The organism is Coleofasciculus sp., from assembly GCF_046565525.1.
Classification (GTDB): domain Bacteria; phylum Cyanobacteriota; class Cyanobacteriia; order Cyanobacteriales; family Coleofasciculaceae; genus Coleofasciculus.
On sequence record NZ_JBKHUP010000154.1, the window covers coordinates 1 to 13807 of the forward strand.

At 47.2% G+C, this 13807-nt stretch carries 13 protein-coding genes; 3 read left to right on the forward strand and 10 right to left on the reverse strand.

Translation table 11 applies throughout. The features are described from left to right. Nucleotides 1-470: 470 nt before the first annotated feature. Nucleotides 471-1163, forward strand: a complete 693-nt coding sequence (locus ACLGGO_RS32615; protein WP_446422434.1) for an ISAs1 family transposase — start codon at nucleotides 471-473, stop codon at nucleotides 1161-1163. Here ACLGGO_RS32615 and ACLGGO_RS32620 read toward each other — a convergent pair. From ACLGGO_RS32620 to ACLGGO_RS32660, 9 genes are all read right to left on the reverse strand, one after another. Further along, nucleotides 1155-2984 carry a hypothetical protein gene (locus ACLGGO_RS32620; RefSeq protein WP_446422435.1) on the reverse strand — a complete coding sequence of 610 codons (1830 nt, stop codon included), beginning with the start codon at nucleotides 2982-2984 and terminating at the stop codon, nucleotides 1155-1157. The two genes, ACLGGO_RS32615 and ACLGGO_RS32620, sit on opposite strands and share 9 nt — an antisense overlap. Then, nucleotides 2953-3270: a hypothetical protein gene (locus ACLGGO_RS32625; RefSeq protein WP_446422436.1), complete on the reverse strand. Its 318-nt coding sequence runs from the start codon at nucleotides 3268-3270 to the stop codon at nucleotides 2953-2955. The genes ACLGGO_RS32620 and ACLGGO_RS32625 overlap by 32 nt, the downstream gene beginning before the upstream one ends. After that, complete coding sequence (locus ACLGGO_RS32630) at nucleotides 3267-3800, reverse strand: hypothetical protein (protein ID WP_446422437.1); 534 nt, start codon at nucleotides 3798-3800, stop codon at nucleotides 3267-3269. Before ACLGGO_RS32630 ends, ACLGGO_RS32625 begins: the two co-directional genes overlap by 4 nt. Before the next feature lie 14 nt (nucleotides 3801-3814). After that, on the reverse strand, nucleotides 3815-4816 hold the full coding sequence (locus ACLGGO_RS32635; RefSeq protein ID WP_446422438.1) for a hypothetical protein: 1002 nt from the start codon (nucleotides 4814-4816) through the stop codon (nucleotides 3815-3817). A gap of 1 nt (nucleotide 4817) precedes the next feature. Continuing rightward, the gene (locus tag ACLGGO_RS32640) at nucleotides 4818-5456 is read right to left on the reverse strand and encodes a DUF6753 family protein (protein ID WP_446422439.1); all 639 of its coding nucleotides are present in this window, start codon (nucleotides 5454-5456) and stop codon (nucleotides 4818-4820) included. Next, nucleotides 5453-6037, reverse strand: a complete 585-nt coding sequence (locus ACLGGO_RS32645; protein ID WP_446422440.1) for a hypothetical protein — start codon at nucleotides 6035-6037, stop codon at nucleotides 5453-5455. The genes ACLGGO_RS32640 and ACLGGO_RS32645 overlap by 4 nt, the downstream gene beginning before the upstream one ends. Nucleotides 6038-6187: 150 nt before the next feature. Beyond that, complete coding sequence (locus ACLGGO_RS32650) at nucleotides 6188-7054, reverse strand: ParM/StbA family protein (protein WP_446422441.1); 867 nt, start codon at nucleotides 7052-7054, stop codon at nucleotides 6188-6190. Between the two features lie 471 nt (nucleotides 7055-7525). Then, on the reverse strand, nucleotides 7526-10195 hold the full coding sequence (locus tag ACLGGO_RS32655; RefSeq protein WP_446422442.1) for a DNA cytosine methyltransferase: 2670 nt from the start codon (nucleotides 10193-10195) through the stop codon (nucleotides 7526-7528). A gap of 3 nt (nucleotides 10196-10198) precedes the next feature. After that, nucleotides 10199-11929 carry a hypothetical protein gene (locus ACLGGO_RS32660; RefSeq protein ID WP_446422443.1) on the reverse strand — a complete coding sequence of 577 codons (1731 nt, stop codon included), beginning with the start codon at nucleotides 11927-11929 and terminating at the stop codon, nucleotides 10199-10201. 448 nt (nucleotides 11930-12377) lie between these two features. Here ACLGGO_RS32660 and ACLGGO_RS32665 point away from each other — a divergent pair, with 448 nt between their 5' ends. After that, nucleotides 12378-12740 carry a hypothetical protein gene (locus ACLGGO_RS32665; protein ID WP_446422444.1) on the forward strand — a complete coding sequence of 121 codons (363 nt, stop codon included), beginning with the start codon at nucleotides 12378-12380 and terminating at the stop codon, nucleotides 12738-12740. After that, complete coding sequence (locus ACLGGO_RS32670; protein ID WP_446422445.1) at nucleotides 12737-13027, forward strand: hypothetical protein; 291 nt, start codon at nucleotides 12737-12739, stop codon at nucleotides 13025-13027. Before ACLGGO_RS32665 ends, ACLGGO_RS32670 begins: the two co-directional genes overlap by 4 nt. Before the next feature lie 340 nt (nucleotides 13028-13367). Here ACLGGO_RS32670 and ACLGGO_RS32675 read toward each other — a convergent pair. Further along, nucleotides 13368-13807: glycosyltransferase (locus ACLGGO_RS32675; protein ID WP_446422446.1), on the reverse strand; the 440-nt coding region annotated here is incomplete at its 5' end.

Consider the following 13807-nt stretch of genomic DNA (forward strand, 5'->3'; position numbering starts at 1 on the left):
TACACCATATACCCCACTGATTTTCAGCTCATCTTGTTATGCGATTGCATAAACCCAAAATCCTCAACAGCAGCTTTTCACCTTTAAACCACTCCACCTTTTTTCCTACATAACTTGTCACCCTGACAACTTATTATCACATATTTATGGGCAACGCATGAGAGCGTCCAAATCTTTAGCCCATCTAGTTTTCGTCGATTTCTTCCCCTAGCTAACGCAAGTGGATCACGTTGCATTTATGGTGTTTTTTGCCCCATAATCGTTGCATAATCGTTGCAACATTATCAAACGTAATCCCTTCCGGGCTGTTTCATTCTCTGCTCTCATCGCCCAAAGACAACGCCATCAATGAGTAGTAAAATCTTTACAAATTGACAATGGATAATGAACAATGGATAATGACCTCTCCTTAAACGAAGAAGTCTTAGACCCAATTCATCAATTGTCAATTATCAATTATCAATTATTAATTGTCCATTGATAATGGATTAGTCTTGGCGATGGACAGCCGCCAACAAGTTACCAAGACTGAAACCCAGGCAGCTCAAGGCATTATCCGCGACCTTCCTTCTGACAATCAACTTATCACCCTCGATGCTATCCACTGTCAAAAAACCACTGTCCAAAACATTATCGACGGCAATAATGATTATTTAATCACTGTCAAAAACAATCAGAAAAATCTCCGTAAAACTTTACATGACTTGGCGATAACTACTCCACCTCTCAGTCAATATATTGAATACGATAAGAGTCGTGGTCGTAATATTCAGAGAACTGTTTCTGTTTTTAAACTGCCAAATTATGTCAAATCAACTTGGCTCAACAGTCAACGCTTTATCCAGGTTCAACGTATCGGGACGCGAAAATCCAAACCTGTTGATCAGACTGTCTATTATTTGAGCAGTCGTCAATCGAATGCCAAAACTTTCGCTGCTAAAATTCGAGGTCATTGGAAAATTGAGAACCAACTCCATTGGGTAAGAGATGCCCTTTTTAAAGAGGATTTATCCCCTATTTGCCATTTTCAAGCCGTCACCAACCTATCCATTCTCCTAACCATCGCCATCAATCTTTTGAGAATTTTAGGTTTTCTCTCAATTACAAACGCCCAGACTTGGCTCTATGGAAGGCTTTGGGCACTTGCCACACTCCTAGAATGAAACAGCCCTGTTGGAACCAATCACCATCGTCATCAGTGCTGAAACCAGGAAGTCTTTGTAATCCTCAAATCTGTCCCGTTGCAAATCAGGAGAGAGATTACTCAGGTCAGGAATTTCAAAAAGGTTGGAACTTTCCGAACTGACATTGAAGTAAGCACCGCGATCGCCCATAAATTGGGTATAGTCGGTAAACGTACTCGTACCATCCGGCTTGGGATAATCCATCGCCACCACGGGCATCCCGTGAGCCAGCGCTTGGGTAAGTAGTCCTGACGCAAGGACCGATTTCCCCGAACGGGTTGTACCAAAAAGCCCAATGTTACGGTGTTTGGTACAGTAATCAATATGAATGGGAGTTCCACCCTCAGCCGCAATCAACTCTAGTCCGGTTCGGTCAATCGCTCGTGGTTTAATCAGTGGCATCAGTCCCAAAACTTCACTACTCAGATAGACTTGCCGACGATTAAACGGACGAGCCAGTAGACGTTCCCAACAGATTGGCAGAGTTTGCGTCCAAACAAGCCAGGGATATTCTTGCTCTGGAGCAACCCAAGCGGGACGCAGGAAAAGGGACGAGATGAACCGACAGGCATCCTCCAGTTGATTCACCGCATCCCGATGCACCAGGAAAACCACCGCCGTATGAAACGGCACTGAGCCTTCGTAAAGGGCTTCTTGGGCTTCTACCCCCTTCTTAAGATTCAGCCCAGCCTTGACATCGATGGTTCCGCTTTTACTCGCGACAGTTGACGTTGTGATAGCCTGTTTAGTGAGCCGCTGCATATTGGTCTTAACCATTGCTTCGTTGGCTCTGGTTAATTGACAAATAATCTCGGTATCGTAGATGGCGTCACGAGCCAAAACGTCCCACAAATAACGCATTTGGGCATTCTTATTGAGCCAACCAGCAGGTTTATCGACAAATGTCAACACCCCAACATACTTGTCTTTGACGTTAACCCAATGCCGATCTGCGATGGGTATAGAGTCAGCCATCAACAAGGTGACAGGAGACAACTCAGACTGAACTTCTTCTGAGAGTCCCTCATCCCCAAACACCAGAGTTTGAGGAACGGCGATGGGTACAGAGTTATTAAACCGTCGCCATAAAATTTCCCACAACTCCACCTCATTGAGAGGACGAACATCCAAACCCAACTTATTAGAGAGCATCATCTCCCAGCGCTGGAACCCATCCGTAAATGCTTGTGCCAAAAGGCGTTCAATTCGGGTAAATTGCAGCTTTTGTAATTCCCCAGTGAACGACTTCCACAACCGTTCACCACGAGCCAGCATTTTTTCAACATAATCCCCAGACTCCACATCCGGTTCAACGGTGTAGGAAACATAGAGAATCAAGGTTTTGGGCTTGCGAATTCCTTGGTCGGTCAGTTCTCTGACACGAGCGCGATCGCCCATTATCAGAAACGCCAATTCTGGAGACGGAGCAGCCTTACTCAGCCCAGCTAACTGCTGCTGACGTTCAGTGTCACAAGTAAAGGATGATATATGAACGGTTAACTGCTCACCGTCTGGGAAATCCTTCAATCCCGACTCCAGGGCGTCGAAAATTGGGTCGATTTGTTCGGTTCTGAGTGCAGAGTGGATGCCCCGACACTCAAACCCAAACTGAATCTTAAAATTGTTTTCCCCTTTCCGGAGGACATAACCACCAATCCGGCGTGAGTTTAACTCAATTCGCAGCATGGTTGTTAAGTGAAAGAAATCCTCCAGGGGGGTTCCCTTGCGCTTCGCTGTGCCATCATCAAAGCGCTTGCTGCCAATCTTTTTATTGGGGTTTTTCGTTTGTGACTTGCTCATGACCCAAAATTCTCCGATATCGCCCATAACCCCTAACCCAATAGGGTGTCCCGACAAACTTGGCTAAGAAACGCCAGGGCTTACTACCCGTAATCACCCACCAAGTTGAGATACCCCACAGAGCAACAACACCCGTCCACGTCCAGCTAAATCCCAATGCCCGACAAATATAGATGCTTGCGCCGAAAATCATGCTCCAGGGGATGATTTGCTCAGCCGGGAACGGACCGACTCCTGGCTGTTTACCTAAGTTTTCATTGACCTTGCGAAACTTCGGTTCGCTCATGCTCCAGTAATGAATCCAACAGTAATGTCAGTAATGGCAACAAGAACTAGAATTATTAGAGGAATTTTGACCAAAGTACTCCATTCTTCGTCATTGCGAGCCGCCTGAACCGCCTGGTACGCCTTGAAGATGACAAACAACACAATCAGCAGCCGGATGGCATTAAAAATCAACGGTGCAAACGCATCAGCCTGGGGAAATACTGACACCATCCAGGTTTCCGTTTGGTTGAGAAACTGGGCTTGAGCAGGAGCCGCAAAGAAATTCAAGAGGTAGAGTATTGATACAAGAGAAAATAAAACCCCCGCCCAGCGACAACGCCGATAAACCCAGCTTATAGTTGATGCAAATTTGGATGTAGCTTTCGGGTACATCGTCATCGTCAACCCCACCCCAACCACAGTACTTAGAAGGATGGAATTTGGTGTTAAGAAAAATACCAAGTCCGTCGCCAGCGCTCCCCCAGCCAATAACATCAGCATTTCAGTTTCTTGGCTAATTCGAGCAGGTCTTTTTTGAACAATGTTCATCTCAGTATCCTCAATTAGAGTTTAGATTGCAAATACTTACCACGCACCTTAGCTTTTGCCATTTCCTTAGCTTGTCGCTTTGTCCACAAAGGAGATGAGGTAAGCTGTGGAACGTTTTCTAGCCTCTTATAGAACACCTCAATCCCAGTGAGCTTTTTAATGACAGAGGCGATTTCTTTGCAGCAGCTTTCCGGATAATCAACAACTTGCTGCTCAGAAAACCGAATCACGACCCAGCCATTGTTTAGGAAAAAGGTATTGCGGTTAGCATCTCGCCCATCATCACAACAATGGGTTGGCTTACCCGATTTGTAGTCATAAGGTTCATCTATTTCGATATCAATCCATAAATTGACCTCCGGAATTGAAAGACAAAAATCTGTGCTGTAGTTGTGCTGATAGTTGGGTATCGGTACTTCCATCTGCGGAAACACTCGTCCCGAAAAATACCGATTCAGCACTTCACCAAACCGCTTTTCCGACGCTCCCACCGGGGCATCACTTGTCCCCGTCGGCAGTAAAACTCGCCCCTCCATTAGTGATGCTAGTTCCCGCAAATGAGCCTTGCGTTGCTCGACTGGTGATAGCGTAAGCGGTAGCGACGTAGGAGCGTCGGGTTGGGAATGCAAAGGAGTCGGAGCAAGCCGCCGCACTCGGATAAACGCCTTCTTCTTGCACAACCATGACGCGACAATTAATGCAGCTCCAGCAGCAAAAAATACACCACCCAACACCGTCGTTGCTTTGATTAACCCCAGTACAACCAAGAAAGAACCCACCCAGCGCATCCACTTTGGCGGTTTACGAACAACTAGCTGAGGAGGCAGCGCGTTGCGGGGGTTCCCAAGGCAGCGCGTTGCGGGGGTCCCCCCCGTTGTAGCGACTGCCGTCCCGTTGTAGCGACTGCCGTGTTGAGGAGTGACTAAAGTTACAGGCTTCGGCGGACTGGCGACAACTGGGGATTGCCGGAAATCTGCCAGTACTTTAGGAATCAAGACTAAAGGGTAGCTCGACATGTTATAATCTTGCCTCCGGAGGTTTGGTGTACAGAAGACAAAAGCCGCGCTTTGCTTCTTGTGTACCCATCTTCAGCTTCACCGGGATGTTTACGATGTCTCGCTCACACACTTTTAAGTAATCCGCATTCCAATCCAGTAACTGCCTTGCATAACGCCCATCTGATGACTTTGCCCACCGCAGTACTTCCACATCCTCAGCCGTTAGGCGCTCCCCTGCCACATACCCTCCCCGCACCGCTGGGGGAACGGTTATCCCAGCGACAAACCCCACCACCAACACAACAGAAGAAGCGATCGCACCGGGAAGAATACTTTTGAAAAATCGTTGACTCTCTTGGCGTTCAGCCTTTTTAATTAAGTCGCCAGCCGCCTCAGCAATAGCCGTTTTTTGGCGTTCGACAATCTCCTGTTCTACCAAATCAAGGGACTTAGTAACTGAGCCAAACCAACGGCTAAACATCTGCTCAAGTTCAGCTGGTTTGTCATTGAGCAAGGTTTGCAGAGTACCCGTCACAATTAGAATGACGAACAACGGGTCATTCTCTGAGTATCCCGTCTGGCTAACCAGATGAAGTACTTTACGCTTAAACACTTCATCCCGCCCATCGAGGAGCTTGTCTAGCAGGGAAGGTTTCATGCCGCTGGCTTCTTAGCTTTTGCCGAGTGAGATTTGAAAGATTCAGGGGTGAAAATACCAAGCTGGTCTAGGTTATGGGAGAGCGATCGCAGGAATGTCACGACCCGCTGCTTGGACAAGGCACCAATTTGAGTGTTCTCTCGGTCAATCGTCTGCTCAAATGTCCATTGGTTCTGGTCGATTAGGTTCTTATCGGTGGTTCCCAGCCGAGGGAAGGCTAAAGTTGGGATATTATGTGTTTTGATGATCTCTTGAAGCTTGGGGTACTCCCGGTAAATCATCTCCCAGTCATCTTCATCGGCTGAGAAGTAGTTCTGGACAAGGATGTGCTTGATTTGGCTTGCAAATTTTTCACACAACTCAAAAATTCTATCTGCATCATTACTCTTCTTCTCAACCTCACTGAAGAAGATGGTTTGAGAGATATCCGGGTAACGCTTATGGACATCCGGGTTCGAGCGATCGCTGTCTATCAGATGAAAACTTAACTTCTTAGCTAGACAGTGATAAACCAGCGCCCTGGTAAAAAACGATTTACCAACCCCCCCCTTCTCACCGTCAACGAAGTGAATTTGACTCATAACTACAACCCACCTGAATTAAATTCTTGAGCAACTAATGCAGTCCACGGCTCGTCTTGAACCTCCGCTTTCTGTGGAACTCTTGTCTCGACAACAGAATGCGAATAAGAGGGAAGAGATTTAGTGAGATCAAAGGTCGTTCGCAAAAAATTAGCTTGTTCTTCTAAGACAAAAACCATATTCTGTGCCACCACACAGTAAAACTTCATCCAGCTCTACTGAACGAGGAATCACTTCCCTTAGCCAACTAGAAAGCGCCAAACTATACTCACTACGAGATGATTTTGCCGCCTCAATTAGCCGATCTACTTCCATATCACGAGCTTCTTCACCAGTAGATGACGCTAAGGGTAGGAAGGAATAACGATTAAACTTTTCCCCAGCCTTGGCAATCGCCGTGGTTAATCTTGCTGTAGAAGGCGGTAAAGCAACTCGCCCTTCTACCAATTCCACCAACCGAACAAAGCCTAAATCTGAAGTCCGCTTAATCGTTATCTGACCCCGCTCTGAAACCAAAACAGAGGCATTGCGATACCCTACCATCACAACGGCAATTGTCTTTCGATTAACGGCAAAAGCATCATCTCCCAACTGGCGCATCATATAGATACCGCAACCTTCCGGCTTACAATCAAACGCCATCAAGTTAACAGACATCTGACCGGTTGGCGTATTGAACTTTTTTAGCGATTCGACAAGCAGTTCATGCAACCAGTCAGAACTCTTGTACTCACTAACTGGGAGAAGTATAGCGATCGCGGCCGAGAATTTATTTTTAAGCTTCAGATTCTGTGCTGCAACCCAAACCGCTGCCAACGTTTTAGGAAAAGCTCGTTCATACTTCAGGGAAGACAACCCCGCATTAGCATTGAACCGCGAACGAGCTAGATACCCCACAGCATAACTGTCAGAGTCAACCGAAACCCAAGCCGAATCCAGAGGAACTGGACTTCCTATCTTTTGAGCTTCATAATCCTTAATCGCCTGAGTTGGCAATGAGATAACTTCAGGCTCCATGCAAATAGGATGCTCCACCAAATTCTTATCGATAGCGATTCCTTTCGTTAAACTCCCACCAAAATCCAAGCAAAGAATTAGATCGGGTGGTGCTCGTTTGACCACATTCCTGTCTCCTAAAATCAGGGCATTTTAAGCAAAGGTAGTTACAAGGAATATAAAAGGGTGGCAAAACTGTATTTTTGAAGGGTTTTTCCTTGTTAATACAAAAAGTTTCTATTAATAGGGAAATTCTCCTAAAAAAATATCTCTTGCTAAACCCTTAATATTTCCGTAGCATTACCTTGCTTGCAGTCCCGATTATGAACCAATTGACTCTGTGCAACCAACACCTCCAGTAATGACTCAGAATATCACAGCGTATGGAAAACCTAAAAAGCGCAGTGAGCTAGAGCTGTGAACTACCCAACGCTTGCGTCAAAGATTATGGCGTGGGACTTATGGTTCCTCCCCCTCTCCCCCCACCATCAGTTAATCGGCTTGGTGGGTTTTCAAGACCTCGATCATCAACCGCACCTCATCAGCCGAGAACCGATCCGCATTTTCAACCACAGCTTTCACCGTCTCATCAGGCTCAACACCGAGCAAAGCCGAGGTGTTAAGTTTGGCGTCGATTCGCGCTCGCGCCTCCCTCAACAAGTCCGTTTTAATATTGTCTAGATTAGAAAGGAAAGCGAGAGCGTAGTCATCTGGATTGATTGTGGGTTTGGGAGTGTCTGTTTCCATCTCACCGTTACCATTGCCTTCTTCGGCTACCGTCCCATCCAATAAGGGATTGTCAGCAGCGCTCGCCGCCCCCAAGTCATTTTTGCCATTGCCAATATTTCCCACCTTCATGGTCGCCGTTGTGCCATGCTTAGTTTTATAAGTTCTTTGTTGTCCATCCTCACTGGGGAATTCCCCAGTGAGACTTGATCGAAATCTCCCTACGGTTTTGTGATCCACTTTACATTGACGAGCTATTTCGCGATCGCTCCACTTGGACCATTCCGGATCATTGAGCAGCATCATTACTGCCCGTCGTTTATCGGCGCGACTACGGGGCTTGGCTGCTTTGTGTTCAGCGTTTGCGCCAACTGAGTAAAGAATAGCATCACGGCGCGTCCCTTGGTGGATTATCACATCGATGTCCTCAAAGCCAGACTCCTCAGTTGCTTTACACCGATGAAACCCGTCAGCCAACCAATAACTCTCGCCGTCGTAGAAGACTACCACCGGGTCAAGCTCGGCACCGTCCTCTATCGCTTCTTTGAGAATGTTTTTATGAGCTAAATCCAACTTCTCGCGGGGCTGCGTCCCCCCATCGCGGCGAATCTCAGCAATACTCAGAGCCGAATAGTCTGACTCGACAGGCTCACTGTCATGATCAGCGTCAACAGCCTTCTTTAGTGCTTCCGAGGCTTCCCGCTCTGGAAGCCCAATTTCTTTCCCAGGAATGGCAACCCATTCATCGTCTTTTTTCAGTCCGTCCCAAGGAAAAAACCTTTCGGAGCCGTCGTCTAACCGAACATAAGGGACTATTTGACATCCGCTAGAGACAGGCTTGAATGAGATAATCTCACCCCGCGAAATCAAAGCGGGATCTACAATCCCCCCTTCAGGGTTATTCCCGTTATAAACAACGCGCTCACCAACCTTAAAGCCTCGCACCTCAAGGGGGTTATCGTCATTATCACGTGCTACGCCACACTTCACAGTAGGCATAGCATTGGGGCATTCCATTTCCTTGGCGCTTTTAGCTATCTCCGCCAGCGCAATTTTATGATTATCTGCTTCAGCTTCAGTTTCAGTGAGGGGCTTGATCAACTGTTCTACAAACTTAGGGGGAACGGAATATCCAATAATCGAGCCGGCGATCGCTACCTGTTCCGGAAACTGATACCAGTCTGGGAAGCTCTGTAACCGTGCCATACACTCAATCGACACCGATTTGACCGTACCATCAGGTAGCCAAATATCCGCGAACTTAGAACGACTATTCCCCCGGTGATCAGTGAAGTGCGATCGCATTACGGTCTTAGCTGGGTCATGACTCGGAACTACCTTGTAACAGGTGCGACCGATGCCACGATTAACCAGCAGCGGAACAGGGGCATTAGCCTTAAGAAACTTATCCACAGACTTTTGCTGCCCATCGAGTAGTTTGGAGTCTGGCAGAGCTGGAATCAGATCCGCGATCGCATCGTACCAAGAAATCTTGGGCTGCTTTTCCGGCAAAGGCAAGGGATTTCCTTCCCGACAAGCCCGAACGATAAACCTGACCCGCGCCTGGGGAACTCCATAATCACTCATATTCACGGCGGAAGAATCCACCTGATACCCCAATTGCTTTATGTGCGCTTCAATTCCACGCCACGGCTTATGGTCAGGCTCCTGCACGGCTCTAAACACCCAAAAGCCCAAGGCAAAAATAGCGTAAGCCTTTATGACAACTGGACGAGAGATTAAAGAAAGAAACAAGTTTGGATTCAATTGATTAATTTCCACTTGGGGGATTGACTCTTTCAATCCACCCCAACTTACAGAGCTGGCATAGCCCGTAACATTCTCCAGTAAAAAATGCTTGGGGCTCATTGCGGCTATCGCCTGTACTACCGCTTTAGCAGCCAGAACATCTTCAATTTGCTCCTCTCCATTCTTGGCTGCACTAAAATTACTGCATACCGGTGATGCCCATAAAATATCTGGCTCCTGGGGAAAGAAGGCAAAATTTTCAGCCGCGCACTCCTGCACAGTGCGGCGAATCACCTTACACCGGGGAAAATTCTTCTTGTGGCAGTCTGTGATCGCCCCTGACACGTCGGGTTTGTCTGGGTCATACTCCACCGATAAAATTGGTTCGATTCCCGCTGCCACCATACCGCATTCAACCCCACCACCACCTGCGAATAAAATGACCGCTATCGGTTTATTCTCTACTTTGGCGATTAAATCAATGGGTTGTGAAGTTAGCGCCGCCCCTGGCTCCTGTAACCAAACATGAGGCATCCCCCCAAGACTCACAAATTTCTCTGTTATAATACCAATCCTCCCGGTAGTGGTGGTAGCCAGCATTCCCGGTTGCGCTTGGTCATATAGAGCAATAGAGGCTTGTGAGAACTGTGCTGGCGCATGGGCTGTTTTAGTCTTTGTGCGTGCCATGTCCTAAAACTCCTCCTCTAAAACTCTTTTACCTTCGAGATAAAGTCCCCAGTTTTGATTCGCCTCAATGAGGCGTTTGGCGATCGCAGGATAGGGATATTCCCCATTCATCCATCCTTGAAGTTGAGCTTGTCGCTTCTGTTGGTCTGTGGGCAAAGTTGCCTTAATCTGCTCTAAGGTTTGCTCCATCTGGCTGGCTTTTAACTGCCGTTGTGCCTCATTTCGAGCCTTGTCTAAAGCCTCTTCAGTCTTCCGCTCCCTTTGTTCGTGTACTTCAAGCGGATTGAAGTCCCACGGGTCGGGGAGTGTCCTTGTTTCTTCTTCCCCTAAGATTGCGTTGAGATTGTTTAAGGACTCAGCCAGCGGGGTGAGGCTCGATCTGCGATTACTCTTTTTTTCTAGTACAGACCGTCCATGTTCGGTCTCTACATCGCCCAGGGTCGGGGTCATCTGCGATTTTTCTCGCTTCTTAGCCACCGGGGGCAGGGTCGCCTCCGATTTTTCTAGTACAGACCGTCCATGTTCGGTCTCTACATGACGACCAGGCGTAATAGAAGCGATCGCGTCCTTCACCTCGTCCAATGCTGGCTCTAATGGTTTATCGGAATACCGAGGCGGTAGGTACGTGTGCCGAACTCCTAACCGTTGCATCCGTTCGGCTTCCTTGGAATACCACAATAGTTCACGCTTCACACTCGCCCATATTGGCTGGCAGAGTTTGGCATTGTCGATGATTTTTGCTGCCTCGGTTGCGGCGGCTACTGTGTCATTAGATTTAGCTTTGGCGATTTCTTCCACTGCCCGGACTAGGAACGGGTAGGGCTTGCCTGTTTCTGGGTCGAGCCATTCATGGGTGGGGCGATCGCTAGTTCCTAATTCTAACCCCGCCTCGAAGTCATCCCAGAGGGAACACATTCCCGTCCGCTCTAAATCAGCCATGACTGTTTTGGCATAAGCCGACGGGCATCTCGCTCCATGATTAGCTGCGTATTGACGGAGGGCATCATAGAATCCGCGTTTCTTCTCTGCTGGAATTTCAAAAACGACGGCGGCGGCGGCGGAAAATTTTTCCTCGGAATTAACTGATTGTTGAGCAGGGTTAGGAAAATTATTGGTTTGTGGTTGTTTCTTTTCCTGGTTGTTTACCTCCGGATCTGACTTGAGTTGTTCAACTTTTGTCTCTCTCTCTCGCTCTGAGAAAGTCTGATTAGTCTGATCAGTCTGAAGAGTCTGATCGCGCACGCGATCCTTATATATGTCGCTGTTTTTTTTAGCCGCATTCCCGGTTAAATTTTCGACAGAGCGGTTATTTAAACCAAAGTGCGTTAAATTTGCCGTTTCTGCGGTTAAATAACCGCCCTTGCCCTGCTTGGCTTTCAGCCGTTTTGATGACTCTCTGGCTCGGTGTGCTGACAAGTTATGTCCCCACCACTCGGTTGTTTTATAGTCGTATAGGTCGAGGTCGCGTAGTAGGTTTAAATCTTTCTCGACGGTTCGACGCGACACCCCGATTTTGATGGCAAGATCAGCCGGGTTCGGGATTTGGTGATAGATGGGTTCTCCGGAAGCTGTATAGTCTGAGAATGGATCGACCATCATTAGATAAAGCCACAGACGAAGCTGAGAACCCGTGAGCTTTTTACCGATGGCTAGTGCCGCGTCTCCTACAGCAACCATGAAAAATCCATCCCTGTTGTCTTCCAGTTGTGGCTGGCGGTGGTTACGCTTATTCATGCTTCACCTCCCAGGGCTGTTGGTGAAGTCGGAGCGCTTCCTACGATTCCCTTCTCTATGAATGCCTTAACGACCCAGGTACTCACTGCAAGCGAGTGAGTTATCCCAAAGTTCCGGTGTTTCTCGATCCACTCGGCTTTTTGTGTCATAATATACCTACATATTTTTATTTTTGTGTCATCAGTGCGCCCGATCTTGGCGCGTGATGCCTATCACTAAAGTCCCTCTACTTGGTTAAAAGTAGGGGGTAATTTTTTCTCTGTTACAGAACGTACTACATAGTATGTTACAAGTTGAACTACAATGCCGACTTCTATGTCCAACTCTAGATGGGCGTAGAAGGGGGATAAGCCAATAGCACGAATTGGTCTTAAACTTGAAGTGCTACGATCTCAGTGTTCCCAAAAAAGGATTATTGCAATAAACGCGCAAATCCCCTAGTAAATTTATGCAAGAAGTAATAATTTTTAACAAAGTTAATTCAGTTTTTAACTACAGTGGCGCTGAAATCGCGAGACGGAGCGGGTTACACAGGAGTTTGATTAGTCGGTTTTTGACGGGGAAAACCGATATTTCCTTCAGTAATTTCCTGACCATAGTGCGCTCGATGCCGTTGGAGTTTCAGGAAGCCTACTGGGATGAGTTATTGGGGATAAAATCTGCTCAAGCGTTGCGTTCGACTCGGATTCCCTGGACAGACTTAATTGCCAAAGCGTCCATGAGCGAGATTGAAGAAATCCTCAATGCGATCGCAGACCGTTGGGCACAGTTGAGGAAAGCGAAGGAACAAGAGGTCAGTGTAACGCGATGAATAATGGTGTGACGGACATCAAGCGGATCAAGGCTGAGATTGATAAGTTACCGATTGAGGATAAAGCCAGGTTGATTCAGGATGTTCTCAAAGGATCAGGGCTACAGGTGGTGATGGGGGGTGGTAACTTCATTTCAGCGGAGATAGTTTTGCAGATTCAAAATGGTTCAGCGGAGCAGCTAGAAGGGATTTTTCGGGATGAGAGCGAATCGGGTCAGCCAGGAAAAAGAAGGTTCTGTGTAGGAGATGAGCGATCGCACCTCGATATCATCGCTCATCAGTTGTAGAGAATTCGGTTTTTCACTCCACAAAACAAATCAGCTTGAGAATTTGTACGAAAAAGCAAGGGTTTCGGGTGGGGGAAGTCCCGCGATACGTTCTGTAGGAACAGGCTCCGCCAACGCCTACGCGGTGCTGGCTCCTGGAGCTGCTGTAAAATCTAATTTATTGCTTGATGGTTATTTGGTGTGAGTACCAGATACGGCTCGACGGCTCGACTGAGCGCTCGTACTACATTTTGAAGTGCGGAATGTGGGATCTAAACTACGTCATAAAGAAAAGCGAAAGTTCCATCACTTTTCACATCTGACTGAATTGCCTCATTTTAGGTAAGCATAAGTTCTGAGTCTAACAGAGCCAGGATTTTAAGTAGCTGGAAATGGCTTCCATAAAATTTTGATTCCAATCCGAAAGATTTTCAGCTTGGTGGGAGGCATTCTCAGCTAGTTTCAAGGCTTGAGCTTGTTCAAGGAATAACTCTTCCCAAGTTAGTTGGGTCACTGTTTTAGCTACACCTAACTGAGTCAGGGCTATGGCATTGAGATACTCTTCTAGGTGTCTGGGTAATAGTAACTGAGGAATACCTGCTAACAGGCAAGCCAGAGAAGTTGTCAAACCTCCGTGATGGATAGCTAGAGACCTCCCTGCCAGAGCCTCATTTAAAGGTCTGAACTCACACTGGGGATGAAGAATTTGCTGCACCAGCTCACGATAAGCTGTTCGGCATTTAAATAGGGTATAATTAAAATAGGAAATCCGAAGAACAAAAAAAATATGCCAGCCAAAGA